The sequence below is a fragment of the Salinimicrobium profundisediminis genome (assembly GCF_026241755.1).
Taxonomy (GTDB): domain Bacteria; phylum Bacteroidota; class Bacteroidia; order Flavobacteriales; family Flavobacteriaceae; genus Salinimicrobium; species Salinimicrobium profundisediminis.
On the sequence record NZ_JAPJDA010000003.1, the window covers coordinates 23,632 to 46,582 of the forward strand.

The window sequence follows — 22,951 nt, forward strand, 5'->3', positions numbered from 1 at the left end:
GAGCATTGAAAGTTACGTTTTTAGGTACAGGAACATCACAAGGAATACCCGTTATAGGTAGTGACCACCCGGTTTGTAAAAGCGAAGACCCCAAAGATAAAAGGTTACGGGTTTCGGTTCTTGTTGAAGTAGACAACCACAATATCCTCATTGACTGTGGACCGGATTTCAGGCAACAAATGCTCACTAATAATGTGCAGCGAATAGATGCTATTTTATACACCCATGAACACAGTGATCATACTATTGGGCTGGATGATATACGGCCTTATTTCTTCAGGCAGGGAGATATTCCGGTTTATGCTCATGAAAGGGTAATGGCTTCTTTACGAAAACGGTTTGAGTACATTTTTGCTTCAGAAAATAAATATCCGGGTGCACCCAGTGTACAGGAACATATTATTGAAAATAAGGCGTTCCCCGTAAAAGGGATAAATATTATTCCCGTAAACGTGATGCATAACCGGGTACAGGTTTTTGGTTTCAGAATTAGAGACTTTGCCTATATCACAGATGCAAAGACCATAGAAGAAGAAGAGGCTGAAAAGCTAAAAGGAGTAGATGTGCTGGTTGTAAATGCGCTGCGGAAAGAACCTCACCATTCCCACTTTAATCTACAGGAAGCCTTAGAATTTATAAAAAAAATAGGGCCAGACAAAGCCTACCTCACTCACATAAGTCAACATATGGGTTTTCATGAAGCGGTACAGGCCGAACTTCCCAAAAATGTGTTTTTGGCCTATGATAACCTTCAAATTGAAATTTAATGCGCAAGAGTTTTTTAATGTACCTGTTTGTTTTTACTGCTTTACTGGCGGTAGTCTTTTATATGAATGGGTCTAAAGTACTGGCATCTAAAGAAAAAGAAATAGAATATCTAAAAAAGGAACTTGAAGAGCAAAGAGCGAATGCTCAACCTGTCGCAGAAAATGCTTCACAGGAAAAATCCTTTTCGTTAGCCTCTAATGAGGAAGCGCTTTCATACCTCGAAGACAGGGGGCTTGATCCTGCCGATGTAATGAATAAGGTAGAGGAAGCTCTTGTAAGCAGAAACGCGGTAGATGCCGATAACGACCTTATTCCTTATGAAGGCATGAATGGCCCTTTCAGAATTAATAAGGTGAAACTGCTAAACCACAAATGGGCCATAGCAAGTTTTACCGATGGTCTTTATTGGGGTGACCTTTTTGTTAGTTTTGAAATTGACGACAATGGCACAGTAGAGATTTTTACTGAAAAAGCCCTGTTGTATCCCCGCAATTAAAGGTGCTCCTTAAGCCATTGTTTGATCTCCATAAGATTTTGTGGCGCAACGCCATGACCTACAGGAAATTCTGAATAAGTATTCTCAATATTTAAAGTATCCAGGAAAGGTGCCGTCTTACGGGCCCATTCCACAGGGATTACCTGATCTACCGTACCGTGGGAACTGTAAACTGATAGTCCTGAAAAATCATTGTTTTTATATCCTTTTTTTAGGATTTCCTCATTGATATACCCGCTAAGGCCAACCACGTTTTTGATCTTTTCGGGATATGAAAGTGCCACACTAAAGCTGAGGATACATCCCTGGCTGAAGCCAAGTAATGTAACATTGTTGGCATCTACGGGATAATTTTCGGTTACTTCATCAATAAATTGAACGATCTTTTCCCTCGAAATCACTGCCTGATCATCATCACTGAATTTGCCGTTGCTGCTGCCATCCCAGTGAATCGCATACCATGCATTGCCATAAGGAGGCAGGGGATAAGGTGCCCTTACAGAAATAATAAAAAGCTCCTCGGGCAACTCGTCTGCAAAAGAAAATAGATCTTCTTCATTGCTTCCGTAGCCATGTAGCATGATGAGCAAAGGGGCCTTTTCTACAGTTTTTTTGGGTTTTCTGACTAAATGATATAGGGTGAATGTTTCTGCTTCCATTAATTTATTGTGCTAAACCAATTTTGAAATTGTTTTCCTAAAATGGGTACTTCGTTCTTTTCTCCCTGTATGGCAGCAAGTAAGCCATAACCCCATAAAATGATGATAAAGAGGTAAAATGGTGCCGAAATAAGCCAGGTATTAAACCACGAAACTATTATTCCCAAAAGGTAAAAGGTGATGTGGATTCCCAGCGCCTGCCGAATGTGAAAAGAAGCAAACGGGTTCTTTGAATCATTGTTGAGAAAGTAAGCAATAATAGTTCCTATAATAGTAAGATAGGCCCAAATTGCTGCAGCTTTCCCCTGGTTGGCTACACTGTCCATAAGAGATAATTTAGGGGTAAATTTACGGAATTCTGCGCTTCCTTACCGGTCATAAGAAGCTAAATATTCTTCACCTACCAGAATACCGTATACTTTGCCTTTTAATTTTTTTCCAAGGAAGAGGCTGTTTTTGGAAGCACTCAAAATATGCTCTTTTTGAAAGGTATATTCTCCTTCAGGATTAAAAAAACTGAAGTTGGCAGGAAGCCCTTCGTCAATGACTCCTTCGCCAAGCCCAAACCTCCATTTGCCCGAAGTAAGCAATTTTACTGTGGTCTTGATAGAAAACAACTGCAGTAAAGCGCCCAAAGCCGATTCCAGCCCCAGGGTTCCAAAAAGGGCATTATCGAACTCCACTTTTTTATGTTCAGAATCCATAGGGATGTGGTCGCAGGTTATCATATCTATAGTTTCATCTTTTACTCCCGCAATAAGTGCCTTGATATCGCTTTTGGTTCTTAAAGGTGGAAGCACTTTGGCATTGGTGTCAAATTCATGCAACATTTCATCTGTAAAAAAGAGGTTATGAATAGCCACACTGCAAGACACATCCAGCCCTCTTTCTTTAGCGTCCCTAATGAGTTCTACAGATTTTGCTGTTGAAATGGTAGGGATGTGAAGTTTACCTCCCGTATATTCCAGGATATAAAGATCTCTAATGATTTGCAATTCTTCAGCCAGGGCCGGAATTCCTTTAAGGCCCAGTTGGGTACTGTTCTCATGTTCATTTACCTGCCCTTGAAGTGCTATCCTGTCTTCCTGCGGAAATGACATCACCAATCCGTCAAAATTCTGGGAGTACTGCAGGGCAAGCTTCAAAAGATTGGGATTGGAAACAGGTTTTTTAAAATCTCCAAAAGCCACCGCGCCGGCCTGTTGCATATCGTAAAGTTCGGCCATATCACGACCCTCGCTTTTGCGGGTAAGTGCCCCAATTGGCAGCACAGTTACCGGCTGCTTTTCAGCTTTGTTTTTAAGATAAGTTACCGCGCCTGTGTTATCGGTCACCGGGTCATTTCCGGGGTTTAGGGCAATGGCTGTGAATCCGCTTTTAGCTGCTGTTTTTAGTCCGTTTTTCAAAGTTTCCCTTTCTTCAAATCCCGGCTCCCCAAAAGAAACACTACTGTCAAACCATCCCTGCGAAACATGAAGATTATCAAATTTTATTTCAAGATCGGCTTTTTTGACCTTGATTTCTGGTGCTATTTCTGCAATGAGACCATTCTCTACCAGGATGTCCATGACCTTGTTGTTGTACGGACTTTCGTTATCAACTATCCGGGCAGATTTGACGAGTATTTTCATTTGAGGAATTTTAGAATTAGTATTTCAGCAAGTAGGAAAACAAGAGTAAAAATAACAAACCATTTCCAAAAGCTATCGACTTCATTAGCCGATTTTATAAAAGAAAAAGCTTCGGAAATATTTTCGTGCACAAGAAGATCTTCCTGTCCCTGCAACCTGTTGAGTAAAGGATCACTTTCACTGCGAGGCACATTAAAACTGAAGGTTCTCAGTAGCTTTTCGTCCTGTAGTACTTTGTAGTGGCCGGGAGTTTTCGGTAAGTCATCCAGGGTAAGCTCTACCTTATTCCTGAAGCTTTGCTGCTGCGGAATAAAAGTGCTTTCAGAAGATGATAATTTAAGGATCTCATCCTTCTGAAGTTCAGCCTGAAGCGAGATTTTTTGTGGTTTGCCAAGTACATTGTAAAGACTTGGTCTTGAAATAGCCAAATTACCAATGTTATAGAAGGTGGGAACAATAAGCGGAGAGTTCTTAAAGTTGGAATTTTCCCGGTTCAATGCTGCCGTAAACACAAAGACATTGTCTTGCTGAAAAAGAAATGGAGCTCCATTTTGATACTCTAAAATACCCGGAACACTCCTGTTTAACAGATATGAGCTTTGAACACCGGGATATTCAAAGTTTGTGACTTTTTCATTAAAAACACTGCTGTAAAGCGGATGCTCAAAACTGATATCTGTAATTAATTTATCCTGAATATTTAAATCCTCAAAAAGGGGCAAATTCAGGTTGCGCAGCAATACGTTGTAGTCTTCATTTTTTCCCTGTGTCGGCGGAATAATAACAACCACCGCACGATCTTCAATTACCTGCTGAAGGCTGCTTATCAAAGCAAAAGGTAATTGATTCAGCTCATTCAGAATTACCAGGTTGGCCCGGGAGAGGGCATTGTAATCTACGTTGTTTTCAGGAAGTATTGTGAGTTCAAACTCATCGGGACCATAGATCCTTTGCAGGTAATCTACTTCGCGGTCGCCAATTGCCACTACCTTCACCGGCGGAATTTCGTTGATACTAAAGTACAGTCGGTTGTCAAATTGCAATCCGTTATCTTCAATCTCGATTCTTCCGTCAGGAATTACATCTGTATCCAGGTTAAATGTGGTATTTCCTTCAGTTCCCTCTTGAAGTTTAACGGTTTTGCGGGCGAGCATCCGGTCGCCGTCATAAATTCCTAGCGCAATTTCTTCCTGCCTGTCTCCAACTGCCGAAAAAGAAACCTGGAGTGCAGTCTGGTTTAGACCTGCATTTGTAACCCATGCCGAATCGATCATTGCATTGTCAACCCGCTCGGAGATCAACTGGACCAGGTGCGTAAAAATGCCATTTTTGAGAGAAATAACAGAATCCTGTAAGTGTTGAAAATCAGAAATTGCTATAAAATTCTTCTGAAGGTTTTCCGCAGAACCAATAAGATTGTTTGCCTTGAGAGCCACAGTTTCCCAGGAAAGTTCTTCGGGAGCAAACTCAATCTCCTGAAGCCTTTCCCGAAGCGTACTTCCCGGGATATTTCTGAATTCTTCGTTGTTGGTGAACAAAGTTACCTCTTCGTCTTCAGCAATATTTTCAAGTAAATCCTGCACACTGCGTTTTAAAAGAATTCCGTTTTTACCCCGCGCCTGCATGCTGTAAGAATTATCGAGATAGATCACTGTTTTGGTCTCCTCAACTGTCGCTGAAGCGGGAGGGAAGTAGGGTTGTGAGAAGGCCAGCACAAGGCATGTGAGCATGAGAAGCCTGGTGCAAAGGACCAAAAATTTCTTTAAGCGCGAACTCTGGCGGGTTTGTAAAACGGCTTTTTTGAGGAACCTTACGTTCGTGAATGGGGTTGTCTTAAACTTTCTTAACTGAAACAAATGCACCAGGATTGGAATCACCAGCACAACAAGGGCGTAAAGCAGTTCAGGATGTTTAAAGTACATGCGCAGGCATTCTTTTGTCAAATATAGAAAAAGGCTTCAGCAAGACCTTTTTATTTAATCTTTAAAACTTCCGAAGTGAACAATATTTCAGTGTTAACTGTCTACTTCAGCTTAATAGTTCTCAAAAACCCCAAGCCCGAACAATGCAAAATCATATTTTACAGGATCTTGCGGGTCTAACTTTCTAAGGTTATTATCCAGCTCCAGCAAAGCTTTGGCGTCATTCTGTTTCCGTTTTAAGAGCCCCAGTTTCCTGGCAACGTTTCCCGAATGTACATCAAGCGGGCAACTGAGTTGTACCGGAGAAATACTATTCCAAATGCCAAGATCTACATTTCTGCTGTCATTTCTTACCATCCATCGCAGGAACATATTGATCCTTTTGGCTGCAGAATTTTTTAGCGGATCGCTCACATGTTTCTCAGTCCTCTTCTCGTGAGGCAGCTCAAAAAATATTTTCTTAAAATCATGGATTGCAGGCTGTAAACTATCTTTACCTGAATGTTTACTAAAGATGTTTTCCATGCCATTGTGCTCCCTGTAAATATGCTGAAACGCCTTGATGAAGTAAATAAGATCGCCACCATTGAAGGTGCGATGCACGAAGTTCTCAAGCTTTACCAGTTCTGCTTCGGAATGATTCTGCACAAAATCATAGGGTGCAAATTCCAGCAGCTCCATCAAATAATTGGCATTTTTCAGAATACTTTTACGGTTGCCCCAGGAAATCGTAGCGGTCAAAAATCCCGAAATTTCCATGTCTTCTTTCCTGCTGAACAAATGCGGGATTTGCACAGGATCTGTTTCAATAAATTCTGAAGTATTGTATTGGTCAACCTTAAAATCGAGGAATTCTTTAAGTTCTGTTGAATTCATTTACCAGGTTTTGGATGTGAGATTTGAGACGTGAGACATTAGACGTGAGATTTGAGGTTTAAGGATGTTGAACCTTGAACCTTAAACCTTAAATTATCTTACCGTCTACCATAGTCAGTTTTTTGTCAGCCATATTGGCCAGCTCTTCATTATGGGTCACGATCACAAAGGTTTGCCCAAATTCTTCCCGAAGATCAAAAAAGAGCCTGTGCAGGTTTTCAGCCGACTCAGAGTCCAGGTTTCCTGAAGGTTCGTCGGCAAAGATCACTCCGGGATTGTTTATAAGCGACCGTGCCACAGCGACACGTTGCTGCTCACCGCCGCTCATTTCGGCCGGTTTGTGATCGCCCCGCTTTGAAAGGCCAAGGAACCCCAGTAATTCTTTAGCTCTTTTTTCTGTCTGGGCTTTATCTTTATTCCCGATATAGGCCGGGATGCATACATTCTCAAGAGCTGTAAACTCGGGCAACAGCTGGTGAAACTGAAATATAAATCCGATATTTTCATTTCTGAATTTCGCCAACTCCTTTGAAGAAAGGGAATAGACATCTACGCCATTTACCTTGAGGACACTGTTGGTATTGCGATCGGGTTTTTCAAGGGTCCCAAGAATTTGAAGCAGGGTGGTCTTCCCGGCCCCCGAAGCTCCTACAATAGAGACAATTTCGCCTTTAGGGATATGCAGGTCTACTCCTTTTAGAACATGCAGGTCATTGTAACTTTTATGGATGTTATGTGCTTCTATCATGGTATGTTGTTACAATATTAAGTTTAAATTATGCTGTTTATGCTGCTGTAATCCAGATAATATACAATTCTTAGCGAAAGATTATGCCTCGCCGGTTGTTTAAAAAGATTTTCTACACTTTCAAAATAAGCCAGTTCACTTTGCTTGTCTACATTGAAAATGGAATTGCGATAAAGCAGGATCATCTCACTGCCGGGAGCAAAACGCCACTGGTAGCTTAGATCGAGATTCCACACATTAAAATTTGCATCGGGATCGTTTGCTTCATCAACCTTGTAGTTATAGGAAACCAGCTCCCCGTTGTCCTGTAGACGACTGAAGCTGTCATAGGCGAAATTTGCTGAAGACCAGAAGTTCCTGAAACTCAAATTAAGGGCCTGCCGATTGGTGAAGTTGTAGCTGCCCTGCAGGGAATTTTCAATGCTCTTCATATCACGGGTGCCAAAAATGACATTTTTGGGCAGTAATGCTACAAAACTTTCCCGCTCATTTTCCTCCATAAATTCAAAGGAATAAATAAGCATAAACCTGTTGCTAACCCTAAAACGGGGGCTAAAGCTAAAGTTGAGTTCCCCGTGCGGGCTTCCCAGGTACTTGTTGTAACCAAGGCGCGAATCTATCGCAATTCTTTTGCGGTAATCTGAAGAGATCCAGGCTTCAGCTGCTGCATTTTCAGGATATTCGATGAAGGAATTATTCCGGCGGGGCTCAAAAAAGTCCTTGAAAGGTGTACTGTAATTAACATTACCTCCAAAAGCGAACCTTTCGCGGGTGATTCCGAAGAAACTCGACCCAAAGTTATTGGTGAGTGCAATATCGGGATCATAGCGTCGCTGATGGTCGCCATAGAACTGAATATTGTATTCATTGAAAATTCCGTGGGGCTCAAAAATGCGATAGGAGGTTTCCCAGTTGAAGTTACTGTAGTTATTGATGAAATTAAGCCCCAGGTCATTGATGTCATAGGTCTTATTGGCAAATTCATGGGAGATTCCATACCTGAATTTTCCCTTGGTTCTCGCAAAAGCCAGCTGTGAAGCAAATCCTGTCTTGTTACTTTCGGCATAATTGATTCGGCTCATCTTTGCTTCCCCCGAAAAATTAAAGGAACTGCCACGGTTATAAACGTCAAACAAAAAACCGGAAACATTGGCATCCCTGAACTCTCCTTCCCTAATCACATTGGTATTGATGAGAGAAACAGACGATTTTTGATCAAACTGCTGGTCGAGTACAAAAATGTTGTAATTCGCCAGTGGTTCGGTGACAAGCTCTCTTTGTTCGCCCGTCGTTTTGTTGTAGTACCTTGCCTTTTGCCGTTCGGTAATAGCATTAAAAAACCCTATCCCAAGTCCGCTTTTGGTTCTTCCGGAGATCTTTAGAGCGTTTAGAAGGTTGGTAGTTTCTGGATTTTCTACTATTTCCTCGTTTTTGAGGCGGGCGTCCTGCGCGTTGTTAAAACCCAAAGGCGTATCACCTATACGCCGGGAATAGAACAGGTCTCCTTTGGTAAATAGCTCGGTACCTTCAGTAAAAAAGGCCCTGTTCTCACCAAATGTCTGTTCAAAAGGCCCAAGATTCAGTTCCACTTCATCATAGGCGGTCTGTCCAAAATCGGGGATTAGCGTGGCATCGAGGGTAAAGGCATCATTAATTCCGTATTTGAGATCCATTCCGGCATTGAATGCCGTGGTGGTCTCACCGTCAATATAATCAACTTCCCCCGAAACGTAAGGATAAAAACTAAGTCGTACCGGAGCGTCAATATTTTCTATCCCCTCTAAAATGCCATTATAATGAGTGCTTTCCCCAATAGATTTGTCGATGTAATTCCAAACGTAAGTTTCATTGAGGTGGCTAATGTGCCTTCCCAGCTGCATGCTCCACAGCTGCTCTTCACCGCCCGGAAAACGCAGGGCAGAGTAGGGGATCTCCATTTCTACGAACCAGCCATTTTCATTTAAGGAAACCCTTGCCTCCCATACCACATTAAAAGCAAAATCTTCATTGTCCCTCTTCATTTTGGCATCGGCGAGCGTACCCGCGGCGGTGACGTAAAACCGCGTTTGGTTCTCGCCATCGTTGTAGGTATTGAGATCAAAAAAGAAATAATCGGCAGTAGGCAGGTTATCGCGCTGCGCAAATTCGCGCCTTATTTTAGAAGGTTCATTATCGTAAAGATAGGCTGCCACGTAAATAGCTTCATCGGTATAGGCTATTTTTACCTGGCTGGGATGTGTACTGCGGGAAGGTTTACTATCGCCGGGCTCGTACATTACAAAATTTCCGGCTTCGGGAATATCTTTCCAGATTTCATCATCCAGGATTCCGTCAATCTTTGGTTTATCTTCAATTCTGGTAGCTGTGTAGATCTTTTTCTGAGGAAGTTCATTTTGTTGACCAAACAGGCATCCTGTTATTAAAAGAAAAAAAGGTAACAACAGATATTTACAGAGCATAGGGTGTTATTAAAGGCGAATTTATCCCGTAATGCAATGTTACGAAATCCTGAAATTTTATAATTGGAAGGTTCGTTGTTTTTGCCTATTTTTTGGAAAAACTAAATATGGAAGAAAAACAAATGGAAAAGGCAACTTTGGCCGGAGGATGTTTTTGGTGTACCGAAGCGGTCTTTCAACGTATAGAAGGTGTGAAACAGGTGACTTCGGGCTTTACCGGAGGGCATATTAAAAATCCGCCGTACCGGGAAGTGGTGACCGGAAGAACCGGGCATGCAGAATCTATAGAGATAAAATTTGATCCCAAAATTGTCACTTTTGAAGAGTTACTGTATATGTTCTTTGCCACGCATGACCCTACAACGCTTAACCGGCAACAAAATGATGTAGGCACGCATTATAGGAGTGCCATATTTTATCATTCTGAAGCTCAAAAAGAAACCGCCGAAAATGTTGTAAGAAAGCTGGAAGAAGAAAAGACATTTAAAGATCCTATAGTCACTGAGATCGCCCCTGCGGGTGAGTTTTATGTAGCCGAACAGGAACATCACGATTATTACAACCAAAACAGGAATCAGCCATATTGCCGGGTGATCATTGATCCGAAGGTTCAGAAACTGAAGCATACGTTTTCAAAGAAGGTAAAAGCTGAATCATAAAAATGGCACTTTTCTTGTATTGATATTATAAAATAAAAAAATAGATGGAAACCAATAAAAAGAAGTTATTGATCAAAGGCCTGGTTTACGATGCTATTGGTATGGCAAGTGGAGCAGTTCCGTTAGTTGGAGGATTCCTTGATCTTTTATGGGCTCCTTACGCCGCCAGGAAAATGTCGGCTATGTATCCCGGCAAAAAGGGGAAATTAGCCTCTGTCCTGGTATTTATTGAAGAGATTTTGCCATTTAGTGATATAATTCCAACATTTACTTTAATGTGGCTATACACCTTTGTATGGCAAAGAGAAGATGATTTTGGAGAACTGCGGCCTATTGAAGTTAGAGTGAAGTAGTTGAATTGATATAAAATGAAAAAGCCGGTTGTTTTAAGAACAACCGGCTTTTTTTTTGCTGGATTTTAAAATTGAAACCCTACTCCCAAAGATATATTTCTTCCCATGTTGGGTATACCATCAGGTTTTAATCTCGAAAGATGAGAGATGTAGGTTTTATCAAGAAGGTTTGTTCCTGCCAGTTTCACCTGCAGCTCTACAGAATTTAAGGCTATAGAAGTCCCTATTCCCGTATTTAAAAGAGAATAACCAGCAGTTTCAGTCTCGAAAAGTCCGGTTCTATTCTGATCAAAGACTGACTTTAAGCTAAGACTCACATAAGCATCTTTAAATGTTTTTCCATCAGCGATTTCTGCCCAAATTGTATTTTGAATAGATTGAGCGGGAATAAGAGGAAGATAATCCCCGTTATCCTGTTCTCCAATGACGAGCTCGTAATTACTTTCAAGGTGCAGCCAGTCGAGAGGGTGTGGATGAATATGCAATCCTACTTCTCCACCATAAAGTTTTGCATCGTGCTGCAGGTACTCAAAAACAGAATTTTCATCAATAAACTCTCCTGTGGGATTTAAGAAAATGTAATTATTGATAGCATTGTAGAACCCGTTAGCTGAAACTTCAAAGTGCTGATTCCTGAATTCGAGCGCAAGATCTATCTGATAGTTCTGTTCGTTCTCCAAATCTGAATTTCCAATCTCGAACCTGTTAGTCCCGTGATGACTTCCGTAAGAGGTGAGCTCAGCCAGGTTTGGAGCTCTGAATCCGGTGGCTAGGTTAAGCCTGGAGGTAAAATTAGAAGTGATATCCATCTTTACTCCAAAAGCGCCATTATAACTGTTGAATTCCCTTTCTAAAGCCGGTACTTCAGTTTCGGTATCATGATTTTCATAAGCTTCAGAAGAAATTTTTCTGAAGTCGTACCGCAAGCCTGCCTGAAAATCTAATTTTTCAAGGTGGTAATGTGTGGTAGCGAGTACGCCGGCATCTGTGGTGCGGGCATCGGGGATTAGGATCTCCTCAGCCATGTTCTCATTAGACTGGAACATCCCCTGCACCCCTACAATGGTCTCAAATTTTCCATGTGCCGGGAAATGATATTTTACATCATAATTAAGGGTTTCAAGGTGCATTTCGAGGGCTGGTTCTCCTTCTGCATGTCCTTCATGTTCCTCATGTTCCTCATGCTCTTCATGTTCATGATCTTCTTCATGCCCGTGCTCTTCATGGTGAGCATCTTCAAACTCTTTTCTATTATTAAAGAGGTAACCTATCTTCACATCCAGGCTTGACTCGTCAAAATAAAAAGAGTTGTCAAGGCTCAAAATATGGTTATCTACCTTCTGGTAAGGCAGCATTTTACTTTTTGAAGTGCTTTGAATTCCGATTTCTTCAGGAATTCCCGCAGTGCTGCTGTTGATGTTATAGCGAAGATCACCTTTATAATTTTCATCCCGGTATCCTACACCACCTTTAAGATCGTATCCTGTAAAGCGGGTATTGGTGACTCTTCTTCCGTCTCCTGTTTCATAGTCGCTGTGCGTGGCAAGGTTTCCACGAACCAGGAAATTGAATTTTTCAGCTGATGTTTTCACACCTGCGTTAGCTTCAAAACCTTCGGTATTAGAATAATAAGCGGTTTCAGCATCAAATTCGGTTTCCCCCTGTGGGGCAAAACGTTCAGGATTCAAATACAAAACGCCGCCCAGAGCATCGCTTCCGTAGAGAAGGGAAGCAGGGCCTTTTATTACTTCTACGCTTTCAATCCCCGAACTACTCAAGCCCAGGCCATGTTCATCTCCAAACTGTTGGTTCTCCAGGCGTACTCCCTGCGCATAGACCAGCACCCGATTAGAGCTTAAACCGCGAATAACGGGCTTCCCTATAGAAGTACCTGTAGTAATGGTTTCAACGCCTGCAATCTCGCTTATGCCTTCGGTAAGACTGCTGGTTCCCGAACGTTCCAGACTTTCACGCGTTATCCGCTCTACTTTCATGACATTCTCGCTTTGCAGTTGATGAAAAGGAGTAGAGACAATGATTTCTTCCATCTCTATTGCAGTAGGAAAAAGCTTGATTTTAAGCTCCCCGGCACCCGGAAGTTCAAATTGGTAGGTTTGGGTACCATATCCCAGGGAAGAAATAACTAGAGAATAGTTGCCCGCTGTCAAATTATTTAATGTGAATTCTCCGGAAAGGCTGGTAATGGTACTTCGTTCTGGCTTTTGAAGCTGAATGGCAGCTCCTATTACAGGTTGCTCTGTATTTGCATCTATGACAATGCCTTTGGCTGAATATTGACTATAGCCGGTAGTGACTGCTAATAAAAGCAGCCCAAAAATGATATTTTTCATTGGTATTTTAAATACGTTGTTAATTCAAAAAATGCTTCAGTAAATCTTACGCAAGGGCTGGGGGTGCTCTTAACGAGAAATGAAGTTTTTGAAACGTACTTAAATATAGATACTCCTTCTTTAAGTGAAGGCTTTCTACCTGGGGTTCATACAATGACCACGCGACAGCAGGAGGGAAGGAGAAAGGATTTTGCTGAAAGTGAAATATATCGCAATCTACAGTATCCTGATGTATATGAGATTCGGCGTAATGATTACAGGTATAATGCTGGTGGCCCGCAAAAATATGCGCAAGATCTACTGCCGAAGGGAAGAGGATCAACCCGGTGAACAGAACCAGTGATATTTTTTGCCACAGCTTCATGTTACTTCAGGATTCTGCCTAAACCTAATCGGGAAAGCATATTTTTTTCAAATTGCCAAAAAAATCTGAATTGTCCAAACAGCCAGCCATACAGCACCAGGAGAACCTGGTAAACCGGAAATATCATGAGTATGCGCAAGGCGTAATAGCTAATTGCACCTACAAGATCTGCTGGAAAGCTCATGCGATTGAGCCCTATGAACTCCAACACCGGTCGCGCTACGAACAGGGATGAGGAACCTGTAAGACCGAAAACGATGAAAATAATTAAAATTTGCCAGTTGGAAGAAATCCCCCAACGTTGCTTCAATTTGTTCATGCGGCAAATATAAAAAAGAATATTAATAAGTGAGGTCCTGGGTGAGGTTTATACATATCTGGTTCACAATCTTGTAGGGACAGAAAACCGCTGATTGTATTTTTGGGAGAGGTAAACAAAGTAATTATACAGCTTATAATTCACCTCGTAGCCGTAATTAATATCGGGGTCATAATTGATTTCCATCTCGTAAATATTCGGATTGTAAAGCTGAGGGCTCCGAACCCTGCTGTTATAATCGGTAACCAGAAATTGGTTCTTGTTTTCGAGATAACTCAGGGAGTGGTAACCTTCGGGCCGTGCCACAGAGTTTAGAAAGTAGGAGTAGCCCGGATCAATTATAATGATCTCATACTCCAGGCTATCATTGGCTATTCGCACTGTATCATTTTGAACCCCGGCTTCTTCAGCGCCAAAGTTCCTGTTCTTCGTAGAAGAGCAGCTATAAATGACAAGTCCGGCAAAAAGTATGTAGAGGAGGTTTTTCATATCTTATCCTTTAAAAAAATCGCCCAATCCTTTGGACTTATCTTTACTACCAAAGATCTTGCCAGCAACGTCTTTAGCAATTTTTCCGCCTTGATCTGAATCCATAAAAGTCTCGAGCATAGATTGATCGTGTGAAGAATTAGTTCCCAGCACAGAACCCACAAGACTGGCCACACCGCTACTGCTTTCGATATTTTCTTTCCTCTTTTGTTTTCCCAGGATACCCATGATCACAGGTGCAGCCATTTGAAGAAGTTTATTCACTTTAGCCGAGTCCATTCCTATTGCTGAACCTACAGCCGAAGCTATTTTTGACTGGCTGCCGCCAAGTACATGCCCCAGAATCCCCGAACCTTCTCCCAACAAACCTGAAAGTCCGCCACTGCCAATCTTATCGAGTACAGAGCCGTCATGTTTGTCTTTATTCAATTCCTTATTCAGGTTTTCTGCACCTTCCGAAGAACTTGTATTCTTTTTCAAGGCGCCCATGATCATAGGCAGGGCCATACCAAGAGCCGATTTCACCTTATCTGGTGATTCATTCACTTCTTCACTGGATTTCTGAATAAATTCCTTTCCTTTTTCAGTGTCTAAAAAATCTAATATTGAAGCCATCTTTTTCTTTTTAATTTACGAAAAATAAGATGCGCTCCTAAACGGAATTTGAGTTTTAACCAAAAAAAATGCTTCCTTTAACAGAAGCATTTTAAATATTTATACTTAATAATGAGTTATTTGAGCACCTTTATGATTTCATTGGCCAGTTCAAAACCAATTCTTTCCTGGGCTTCTTTTGTAGCCGCACCAATATGAGGGCTAAGAGAAACGTTACCATTCATAAGTACTTTAATTGCCGGGCTCGGCTCCTGCTCAAAAGTATCGAGGCCTGCAAAAGCCACTTTTCCGCTTTCTAATGCTTCTATAAGTGCCACTTCGTCTATTACGCCACCCCTGGATGCATTTATAATTCCAACCCCATCTTTCATCTGTTCAAACTCTTCTTTTCCCAGAACAGGCTCCTTTTGTGCCGGAACATGAAGGGTTATAAAATCTGAATCCATTATCAGCTGCTCTACTGGCTCGGTCTTAATTGGAATTTTTATTTCCTGATGGTTATAAAACTCCAGTGTGATCTCTGCTTCCCCTTCGGTACTATCACTGGCGATGACCTTCATCCCAATACCCAGAGCGATCTTTGCAACCTCTCTGCCTATTCGGCCAAAGCCAATGATCCCAAGGGTCTTCCCGCGTAATTCGCGACCACCGGCATAGCTTTTCTTGAGTTCCTTAAAACGGGAATCTCCTTCAAGCGGCATATTCCGGTTGGAGTCGTGTAAAAACCGTACTCCGCCGTAAAGGTGTGCAAACACCAACTCGGCTACAGAAGCCGAAGAAGCTGCAGGTGTGTTGAACACATGCACTCCCTTGCTGCGGGCGTATTCAACATCAATGTTATCCATTCCCACGCCTGCACGGCCAATGATCTTCAAATTGGGGCAGGCATTGATGAGCTCTTTGCGCACCTTGGTGGCACTGCGAACTATGAGCCCCGAGATTTCTTTTTCATTAAGGAAATTAGCCAGTTGCTCCTGGGCTACTTTGGTAGTTATAACTTCAAATCCGGCTTCTTCGAGTTGTTTTTTACCCCCCGAAGCAATACCGTCGTTTGCTAAAATTTTCATTTAAAAGATTTATTTTTAAGCTTTTCTTTCCAGTTCGCTCATCACATCTACCAGCACCTGTACACTCTCAAGCGGAAGAGCATTGTACATTGAGGCGCGGTAACCTCCAACACTGCGATGCCCGTTAAGACCATTAATTCCTGCCTCTTTCCACATAGTATCAAAAGTTTCCTTAAGGTCGTCGTTTATCAGGTTAAAAGTAGCGTTCATGGTTGAGCGATCTGCCTTCTCTGCATAGCCTTCAAAAAGGGGATTTATATCGATCTCTGAATAGAGAAGATTTGCTTTCTTTTCGTTTTGTTCTTCAACTCCGGCAATACCTCCATTGTTCTTAAGCCATCTTAAGGTGAGCATAGAAACATACACTGCATAAACTGCAGGAGTATTGAACATACTGGCTTTATTGAGGTGTACGCGATAATCCATCATAGAAGGGACTGATCGGTCTACCTTACCAAGAATATCTTCTTTTATCACCACAAGGGTAGTACCTGCAGGCCCCATATTCTTTTGTGCCCCTGCGTAAATGAGGTCAAATTTAGAAAAATCCATTTGCCGTGAGAAAATATCACTGCTCATGTCACACACCATTGGTTTTGGTGTATTTGGAAATTCCTTTATTTGAGTACCGTAGATGGTGTTATTGCTGGTGCAATGAAAATAATCTACATCTGAAGGTATAAAATAACCCTTTGGGATGTATTTAAAATCTCTGTCGGCCGATGATGCCACTTCGGCAACCTCTCCAAAGAATTTAGCTTCTTTAATGGCTTTTGTACTCCAGGTACCCGTATTGAGATAAGCTGCTTTTGTTTTCAGCAGGTTATATGGAGTCATAAGAAATTGCAGGCTTGCACCGCCCTGGAGAAAAAGGGCTTTGTATCCTTTGCCTTCCAGCCCCAGCAATTCTAAGGCCAGGTTGCGGGCCTCTTCCATTACATCAACGAAGTCTTTACTTCGGTGTGAGATCTCGAGAATTGATAAGCCTGAGTTATTGAAATTTAATATTGCCTGTGATGCCTCCTCAAAAACTTCCTGTGGAAGTATGCAGGGTCCGGCACTATAATTATGTTTTTTCATACTTGTGTTTTAACAGTTACAAATATGAGAAAATCAAAAGCATTTTCCTGTTATTGAAATGATAATTTAGGATAACTTACAGCCGAAAATCGGGCTTTTTAGACTTGTTTGGTTAAAAAGTGGAGGGTGTCTACATTATCTGCATAATCCCAAAGTTGTGGATACTGGGTATTGCCAAAACTTACTTCATTTTCAATAATTTCTCTTCCCACTACACATTGAATCTCCTCTTTCCTGCTGTCAAGCTCCTTTTGAATTGCTTCCATATCTTCATAAGTTTCATAGAACAGTGTGGCGATAGGGGAGTTAAGGGATACGTCTTCTTTAAGAATGAGAAACCCGTTTTCGAGTAACTTGAACTGGCTCATTAAATATACCGCCTTGTTATAATCATAGTTGTTGGCATATTTCGCCTGATTTATAATAGGGTTCCAACTGTATACGGCCTCAAAAAAGGCATTAAAGTCATAGTTTTTTGGAACATATAATTTGGAAACATTTCTGCAGCCAAGGCCGTAATACCTGAAAATATCTTCAGCCAGGGCCGAAAGTTCTTCGGAAGTCTCATTTCCGGTAAGCACAGCTACCGAATTGCGGTTCTTCCTGATGATGGAAGGCTTTCCGGAGAAATAATATTCAAAATAACGTGCAGTGTTATTACTTCCGGTAGCAATAATGGCATCGAAATTTGTCATTTTTGACGCCCCATCGGCAGAGTCGGGGAGAAGTTCAATTTTTTCCTGCCATTCAGGAGCAATTGTTTTGAGATAATCGGCTATTACGGGCAAAAGCAGCTTATCGTTAGAAGATTGTTTCACCAGCACCTTGTGGCCACTCACCAGCACCGAAATAAAATCATGAAATCCCACGAGTGGGATGTTCCCGGCCATGATGATGCCCACGGTTTTTGGTTCAACTTCAGAAAAATCATAGCCAGAAAGCCATTTTTGAAGGTTATCTGAAGTGAGAGCCCTGCTCCATTGCTCGATGCTAAAAAGCACATTTTCAAGGGTGAACCAGCCGTTGTAATGCACGGCTCTTTCTATTTTTTCCTTCAGCAGTTCAAAATAAGGATCGTTGTGTGGCAGGCTTTCATCTTTCTCAATTCCCTGTCTTTTAAACTGGTTTAAAAAACGTCCCAGGCTTTCCAACTTTTCTCTACGTTGCTCGATTGTCATCTCCTTATTTGTTTAAGAACGGATTTGGCTTTAAATTTGTGCAAATTTAGAACAAAAATAAGCTATGGCAATTATTATAACCGACGAATGCATTAACTGTGGCGCTTGTGAACCTGAATGCCCAAACACGGCTATTTATGAAGGTGCAGATGACTGGAGGTATGCAGACGGAACAGATCTTAACGGAGACGTTGTTTTACCCAGTGGTAAGGCAGCAAACGCCAATGAAGCAAATGAACCGCTTAGCGATGAGATATATTATATAGTACCCGATAAATGTACCGAGTGTGTTGGTTTTCACGATGAACCTCAATGTGCGGCTGTGTGCCCGGTAGATTGTTGTGTGCCCGATCCTGCTAATGAAGAATCACAGGAGCACCTTATGGCAAAGCAAAAATTTATGCACCACGATTGATTTTTAAACAATCGAGAAAGAGTCTGGAAGAAAGACTTTTTAAAAACAAAAAAGCCCGCAATATGCAGGCTTTTTTTATTTCTAATAGAAAGGTGATTATTTGATCTCTACTACTTCAAGATCAAAGATAAGATCTTTCCCTGCCAGTGGATGGTTTCCATCTACAACAATAGAATTCTCTTTTACTTCTTTCACAACAAGATTCATTTCACGGCCATCAGGGCTTTTAGAAACAAGTCCCATTCCTGGTTCCGGCTTAATTTCGTCAGGTAACTGGCTTTTGTCAACTTCCTGAATCAATTCTTCCCTTGGAGCACCATAAGCTTCTTCAGAAGGAATCTCAATTGTTTTCTTTTCACTCACTTTCATGTCGAGCAAACCATTCTCAAACCCGGGAATTAACTGTCCCTGTCCCATGGTAAATTCGATTGGTTCTCTTTCCAAAGAACTGTCGAAAACCTGGCCATCGGTAAGTTTTCCGGTGTAGTGTACTCTTACAGTGTCATTTGCTTTAACCTGACTCATAATAAATGTTTATTTTTTCAATTAAATATTCGGGAAATGGAAATTAAACAGAAAATAAAAAGGAAGGACCTTTACAGTGCTGAGGAATAACTCATTTCAAAAAAACAAAGATACCATTAATAAGATGGACGACCAAAGAAACAGCCTTTTAGTCCTTTTCTTCTGAAAAAAATGTGCAGTAGCTGAAAATAATCAGCAAAAAAATGAGTTTAGATACTTAATTTTAAAATCTCTCTTAAAAGAGGGTTAAGACTGAAGCCTTAAATTGTTTAATGCCTTAATTTTTATTATGTTGGTAACTATGTTCTCTGTAAAGCTTATTTTAAAGTTCTTGTTGCTGCCTGTTACGATGATGGTTGCGCTGGGAAGCTGTGAGGAAATTGAAGATGAAAAGTTGAATTTTGATGACTGGCAGAAAATAACAGTGACAGCCTCGGCCTATAACTCGTTAGGGAAACAGGGGGAAGGAAACCCTATGATCACTGCATGGGGAGATACGCTAAACCCCGGGGTACAGTCTATAGCTGTGTCAAGAGACCTTATGAAAAAAGGGCTCGATTATAAAACTCCAGTAAAAATTGAAGGTTTTGAAGGGGTATTTATAGTGAACGACAAAATGCACCCAAGATGGAGAAATAAGATTGACATTTATATGGGGGCCAATAAAGAAAAGGCCCTTAAGTGGGGTAGAAGAAAAGTAGAAATCGCTTTTCCCGCCAAAGATGAGCCGGGAGGATAAAAACAACTCTAATGGTACAGGTAACAAAAAAGTACATCAATGAATTTGTTGAATTTTTTAAAAAACATGTTACCAGGAGTAATCCGGATTTTCCATTTTACCTCTTAATTTTTATTGCTTTTCTTATCTTCGTTCTTGGTACAAACCTCTTTGTTGAATTGACCGAAGAAGTGCAGGGTGAAACCATAGATCACTTTGACAGCCGGGTTACAGACTATGTGACTTCCTTTAGAACTCCCGCTTTAAATCAATTTTTTCAATTCGTGACCGATCTCGGTGATGTCTATGCCTATATAGTCGCCACTACCATTGCCGCTATTTTCTTTTTTTTCAAACTCCGGAACAAGAAATTCATATTTCAGCTTTTAGGGGTGCTTATATTATCAGCCCTGGCCAATATTGCTTTAAAGAAAGCTTTTGACCGTGCCCGTCCCACTATTGAGCATATGGTGGTAGTAGAAACCCTTAGCTATCCTAGCGGCCATGCCATGAGTGCAATGGCTTTTTACGGTTTCCTTACGTACCTGGTATTTCAAATTAAAATGAGCAGGGTACTTCGGGTATTCCTGGCCGTATTATTCACTTCCCTTGTCTTTCTTATTGGTCTAAGCAGAATATATCTTGGGGTACATTTTCCTTCCGATGTTATTGGAGGTTTTGTAGCCGGACTTATATGGGTGGCTTTTTGTGTTATCCTTTTCAATATTATAGACCTTTTACGCCAAAAAAAGATGCGCAGAAATAAAGCTGAAGAAGAGGAAAATCTTGAAACCGGGTGATTGATTTTTAATTTGATTAGGATTATTATTTTCACCTCAGTTTTTCTCTCTTTCATTCCATCTCTAAATGAGCCCAAAGATCATATACAATTCTACACCCTACATGGTGGCAGAGTTTATTGTTTTTTACGTCTTTTTTCCCTTCCTGGCCACCGCCTTTCTTGACGGGTGGTACAAGATCATTCCCCTGGTGCTCATCGCGCTATTGTTTCTATTTCTACTACTCAAAGACCCCACTTTTGACAGGAAGGTACTTACCAGATTCAACACAAAATATCTAGGTAAGAGTTTTGGCAGGATGATCATTATCACCATACTCCTGGTGTGGTTTACTTTCTGGATCTTTCCGGAGTTATTTTTAGTATATCCTGTAGAGAATTTCCAGAGCTACGTAATTACCTTCTTTTTATATCCCCTGGCATCAGTTTTTCCGCAGGAGATCATTTACCGGGTGTATTTTTTTCACAGGTATCATGAAGTAGTACCCGAAAAATACCTTTTAATGCTCAGTAATGCCATTGTATTTGGCCTGGCACATTTTATCTATGCCAACTGGGTAGCACCCATCGCGACCTTTTTAGCCGGCTGGATCTTTATCTATAACTACTACCAAACACGAAGCCTGCTTAACGTGAGCCTGGAACATTATTTATATGGGCTAATCATGTTCACCATTGGGTTTGGTTACTTTTTTCAGTAGAAAAAAAGGGCTTAGATCCCAAGGTTTGAAAGGAGCCACCATAAGATAATAAACACTATTATAGTTCCAAAACATCCACATCCGGTCTTTCCTCCCAGTTTTTTTGCTCCCCATCCTGCCAACAGGGCTCTAATGATCTTTCTCATACCAATTCATATTTTAATTAAAAGTAATAGGATACCTACTTTACAATGTCATGTTTAAGAAATTTTTAGCGACCTGCTGTTTAAATGTATAAAAACAAAAATCACTATCTTGAAAAGAAAAAGATGAGACATTTCTTATTATTGTTGCTTCTTTTCGGAATCACCGCGACAGCACAGGAACAGAACAAAACTCCCGAAATTAAATTAACAGGATTCAGCCATCCCGAATCAATAATCTTTGATGAAGGAACGGCATATTTTTATGTTTCGAATATGGCCGACAAAGCAGAAGGTGACGGATTCATTTCAAGGATCTCCAGGAAATGGCAGGAACAGGAACACAATTGGATCACAGGACTAAATGACCCTAAAGGACTTCTTATTAACGGCGACCGACTCTATGTAACCGACGTAACCAATATTGTTGAAATGGATCTGCATACAGGAGAGATCATAAGACGAATCCCTGTGGAAGGCGCAAAATCGCTGAATGATCCAGCAATAGATGAAGAAGGAAATATCTTTTTTTCAGATCTTGTCGGGAACAGCATATATAAGATGAATCAAGCCGGGGAGGTAGAGCAGTGGCTTAACAACACCGACCTGGAGAGACCTAACGGTCTATTTGTAACACCAGATAATATCCTGGTTGCTTCCTGGGGCGAAAACCAGAATGGTAATATTTTGAAAGTAGATCGTGGCACGAAAGAGATCAGTAAAATAACTGGAAACGGAATCGGTAATATGGATGGAATACAATCCGCAGCTACCGGAACATATTATATCTCAGATTGGGCAACGGGCAACATCTATAGTATAGATATGCAAGGAAATCTCACGAAGGAGTTTACTTCAGAAAAAAGCTCGGGAGATATATTATATCTCAAAAATGACAAAAAAATGTATCTCCCAATGAACCATCAGAATGAAGTGTGGATCTACAACATGAAATGATCAGGAGGTTTTTATCTCGTTCATCAGCAAAAATGCCTGATTTACATATTCCTTCTCTAAGAAAATTGTGAAATAGTTAGACGTAGAAATAATTTCATAGACAGGAATTCCTTCATAAGCCAGCAGCTTAAAAATATAGAAATAAAGTCCTACAGTCTTCGTGTTCTTTTCGGGCAGGGCAATGGTGATAGAAGAAAGTTCTTCAGAGATACTCACCAGTTGTTCTTCTTTAAAGATCTTCTCAATCACCGGCTGCAGGCTCGTAGACACCAAAAAATTACTTTCCTGGAAGTTACTTGAGTAATTCAGAAATATCCCGGTTTGATCTTTAATAGCGTGTAGCAACTCAGCTTTTCGTGCAATAATGTTTTGAGAGTTCAGGTAGGTGTATTCCGTGATCCCCGAACGCACTATCATGTCGCCCAGTTCCCTGAAATTTTTGGTAGTAAACTTGCTCCTTTTGGGGTGGTACCGCCGTAGTGCCATAATTATAGAACCCTGCTTTACCGGTTTTCTCATTTCTTTTTCCACCTGCGGCTGCAAATCGGCAGCCAGAGAACTGAAGTTAATGATGTTACGGGCAAGGGCATCATCCAAAAAAGGCTGATGTTTTATGATGTCATGGACACAGGTACTTATGGTTTTCATTGTTAAATAAT

General features: G+C 41.1%; 27 protein-coding genes. 9 read left to right on the top strand and 18 right to left on the bottom strand.

Annotation, left to right across the window (positions count from 1 at the left end):
- Window positions 1-5: 5 nt before the first annotated feature.
- Both OQ279_RS02425 and OQ279_RS02430 read left to right on the top strand, forming a co-directional pair.
- Complete coding sequence (locus OQ279_RS02425; RefSeq protein WP_266068196.1) at window positions 6-767, top strand: MBL fold metallo-hydrolase; 762 nt, start codon at window positions 6-8, stop codon at window positions 765-767.
- On the top strand, window positions 767-1,264 hold the full coding sequence (locus OQ279_RS02430) for a hypothetical protein (protein WP_266068197.1): 498 nt from the start codon (window positions 767-769) through the stop codon (window positions 1,262-1,264). Before OQ279_RS02425 ends, OQ279_RS02430 begins: the two co-directional genes overlap by 1 nt.
- Here the strand turns inward: OQ279_RS02430 and OQ279_RS02435 are convergent.
- The 7 genes from OQ279_RS02435 to OQ279_RS02465 form a co-directional block, all read right to left on the bottom strand.
- On the bottom strand, window positions 1,261-1,923 hold the full coding sequence (locus tag OQ279_RS02435; RefSeq protein ID WP_266068198.1) for an alpha/beta hydrolase: 663 nt from the start codon (window positions 1,921-1,923) through the stop codon (window positions 1,261-1,263). The genes OQ279_RS02430 and OQ279_RS02435 overlap by 4 nt on opposite strands.
- Entirely contained in the window at window positions 1,923-2,249 is a 327-nt protein-coding gene (locus OQ279_RS02440; RefSeq protein ID WP_266068199.1) for a magnetosome magnetite crystal formation protein family, read from the bottom strand. The genes OQ279_RS02435 and OQ279_RS02440 overlap by 1 nt, the downstream gene beginning before the upstream one ends.
- A 42-nt stretch (window positions 2,250-2,291) precedes the next feature.
- The gene (locus OQ279_RS02445) at window positions 2,292-3,554 is read right to left on the bottom strand and encodes a dihydroorotase (RefSeq protein WP_266068200.1); all 1,263 of its coding nucleotides are present in this window, start codon (window positions 3,552-3,554) and stop codon (window positions 2,292-2,294) included.
- Window positions 3,551-5,476 (bottom strand): BatA domain-containing protein, encoded by a 1,926-nt coding sequence (locus OQ279_RS02450; protein WP_266068201.1) that lies wholly within the window; start codon window positions 5,474-5,476, stop codon window positions 3,551-3,553. Before OQ279_RS02450 ends, OQ279_RS02445 begins: the two co-directional genes overlap by 4 nt.
- Before the next feature lie 111 nt (window positions 5,477-5,587).
- Entirely contained in the window at window positions 5,588-6,352 is a 765-nt protein-coding gene (locus OQ279_RS02455; RefSeq protein ID WP_266068202.1) for a TIGR02757 family protein, read from the bottom strand.
- Between the two features lie 88 nt (window positions 6,353-6,440).
- A complete protein-coding gene (locus OQ279_RS02460; protein WP_266068203.1) occupies window positions 6,441-7,100 on the bottom strand; it encodes an ABC transporter ATP-binding protein in 660 nt (219 codons plus the stop codon).
- Between the two features lie 23 nt (window positions 7,101-7,123).
- Window positions 7,124-9,559 (bottom strand): DUF5916 domain-containing protein, encoded by a 2,436-nt coding sequence (locus tag OQ279_RS02465; RefSeq protein ID WP_266068204.1) that lies wholly within the window; start codon window positions 9,557-9,559, stop codon window positions 7,124-7,126.
- Between the two features lie 107 nt (window positions 9,560-9,666).
- Between OQ279_RS02465 and msrA the strand changes: the two genes are divergently transcribed.
- Entirely contained in the window at window positions 9,667-10,218 is a 552-nt protein-coding gene (msrA, locus tag OQ279_RS02470; protein WP_266068205.1) for a peptide-methionine (S)-S-oxide reductase MsrA, read from the top strand.
- 44 nt (window positions 10,219-10,262) lie between these two features.
- A complete protein-coding gene (locus OQ279_RS02475; protein ID WP_266068206.1) occupies window positions 10,263-10,571 on the top strand; it encodes a hypothetical protein in 309 nt (102 codons plus the stop codon).
- A gap of 65 nt (window positions 10,572-10,636) precedes the next feature.
- On the opposite strand, the gene OQ279_RS02480 is transcribed toward OQ279_RS02475, so the two are convergent.
- The 8 genes from OQ279_RS02480 to OQ279_RS02515 form a co-directional block, all read right to left on the bottom strand.
- On the bottom strand, window positions 10,637-12,922 hold the full coding sequence (locus tag OQ279_RS02480) for a TonB-dependent receptor (RefSeq protein WP_266068207.1): 2,286 nt from the start codon (window positions 12,920-12,922) through the stop codon (window positions 10,637-10,639).
- Between the two features lie 46 nt (window positions 12,923-12,968).
- Entirely contained in the window at window positions 12,969-13,286 is a 318-nt protein-coding gene (locus OQ279_RS02485) for a hypothetical protein (RefSeq protein WP_266068208.1), read from the bottom strand.
- A 1-nt stretch (window position 13,287) separates the two neighbouring features.
- Window positions 13,288-13,605 carry a DUF6787 family protein gene (locus OQ279_RS02490; protein ID WP_266068209.1) on the bottom strand — a complete coding sequence of 106 codons (318 nt, stop codon included), beginning with the start codon at window positions 13,603-13,605 and terminating at the stop codon, window positions 13,288-13,290.
- 63 nt (window positions 13,606-13,668) lie between these two features.
- Window positions 13,669-14,094 (bottom strand): DUF6146 family protein, encoded by a 426-nt coding sequence (locus tag OQ279_RS02495; RefSeq protein ID WP_266068210.1) that lies wholly within the window; start codon window positions 14,092-14,094, stop codon window positions 13,669-13,671.
- 3 nt (window positions 14,095-14,097) lie between these two features.
- The gene (locus tag OQ279_RS02500) at window positions 14,098-14,709 is read right to left on the bottom strand and encodes a DUF937 domain-containing protein (protein ID WP_266068211.1); all 612 of its coding nucleotides are present in this window, start codon (window positions 14,707-14,709) and stop codon (window positions 14,098-14,100) included.
- 116 nt (window positions 14,710-14,825) lie between these two features.
- Window positions 14,826-15,776 carry a D-2-hydroxyacid dehydrogenase gene (locus OQ279_RS02505; RefSeq protein WP_266068212.1) on the bottom strand — a complete coding sequence of 317 codons (951 nt, stop codon included), beginning with the start codon at window positions 15,774-15,776 and terminating at the stop codon, window positions 14,826-14,828.
- Window positions 15,777-15,791: 15 nt separating this feature from the next.
- Window positions 15,792-16,856, bottom strand: coding sequence for a 3-phosphoserine/phosphohydroxythreonine transaminase (serC, locus tag OQ279_RS02510; protein WP_266068213.1), 1,065 nt, complete (start codon window positions 16,854-16,856; stop codon window positions 15,792-15,794).
- Window positions 16,857-16,954: 98 nt separating this feature from the next.
- Window positions 16,955-18,034 (bottom strand): acyl-CoA reductase, encoded by a 1,080-nt coding sequence (locus OQ279_RS02515; protein ID WP_266068214.1) that lies wholly within the window; start codon window positions 18,032-18,034, stop codon window positions 16,955-16,957.
- A 64-nt stretch (window positions 18,035-18,098) separates the two neighbouring features.
- Between OQ279_RS02515 and OQ279_RS02520 the strand changes: the two genes are divergently transcribed.
- Window positions 18,099-18,449, top strand: a complete 351-nt coding sequence (locus OQ279_RS02520) for a 4Fe-4S dicluster domain-containing protein (RefSeq protein ID WP_266068215.1) — start codon at window positions 18,099-18,101, stop codon at window positions 18,447-18,449.
- Window positions 18,450-18,545: 96 nt separating this feature from the next.
- Here OQ279_RS02520 and OQ279_RS02525 read toward each other — a convergent pair whose 3' ends face one another.
- Window positions 18,546-18,974, bottom strand: coding sequence for an FKBP-type peptidyl-prolyl cis-trans isomerase (locus OQ279_RS02525; protein ID WP_266068216.1), 429 nt, complete (start codon window positions 18,972-18,974; stop codon window positions 18,546-18,548).
- A 289-nt stretch (window positions 18,975-19,263) separates the two neighbouring features.
- On the opposite strand from OQ279_RS02525, the gene OQ279_RS02530 reads away from it, so the two are divergent.
- The 3 genes from OQ279_RS02530 (at window position 19,264) to OQ279_RS02540 (ending at window position 21,192) form a co-directional block, all read left to right on the top strand.
- A complete protein-coding gene (locus OQ279_RS02530; RefSeq protein WP_266068217.1) occupies window positions 19,264-19,713 on the top strand; it encodes a 3D domain-containing protein in 450 nt (149 codons plus the stop codon).
- 11 nt (window positions 19,714-19,724) lie between these two features.
- The gene (locus OQ279_RS02535; RefSeq protein WP_266068218.1) at window positions 19,725-20,492 is read left to right on the top strand and encodes a phosphatase PAP2 family protein; all 768 of its coding nucleotides are present in this window, start codon (window positions 19,725-19,727) and stop codon (window positions 20,490-20,492) included.
- A gap of 67 nt (window positions 20,493-20,559) precedes the next feature.
- Window positions 20,560-21,192: a CPBP family intramembrane glutamic endopeptidase gene (locus OQ279_RS02540; RefSeq protein WP_266068219.1), complete on the top strand. Its 633-nt coding sequence runs from the start codon at window positions 20,560-20,562 to the stop codon at window positions 21,190-21,192.
- Window positions 21,193-21,203: 11 nt separating this feature from the next.
- On the opposite strand, the gene OQ279_RS02545 is transcribed toward OQ279_RS02540, so the two are convergent.
- Window positions 21,204-21,338, bottom strand: a complete 135-nt coding sequence (locus OQ279_RS02545; RefSeq protein WP_255702456.1) for a hypothetical protein — start codon at window positions 21,336-21,338, stop codon at window positions 21,204-21,206.
- 123 nt (window positions 21,339-21,461) lie between these two features.
- Between OQ279_RS02545 and OQ279_RS02550 the strand changes: the two genes are divergently transcribed.
- Complete coding sequence (locus OQ279_RS02550; RefSeq protein ID WP_266068220.1) at window positions 21,462-22,292, top strand: SMP-30/gluconolactonase/LRE family protein; 831 nt, start codon at window positions 21,462-21,464, stop codon at window positions 22,290-22,292.
- On the opposite strand, the gene OQ279_RS02555 is transcribed toward OQ279_RS02550, so the two are convergent.
- Window positions 22,293-22,940 carry a hypothetical protein gene (locus OQ279_RS02555; RefSeq protein WP_266068221.1) on the bottom strand — a complete coding sequence of 216 codons (648 nt, stop codon included), beginning with the start codon at window positions 22,938-22,940 and terminating at the stop codon, window positions 22,293-22,295. It abuts the gene before it with no gap.
- Between the last annotated feature and the right edge of the window lie 11 nt (window positions 22,941-22,951).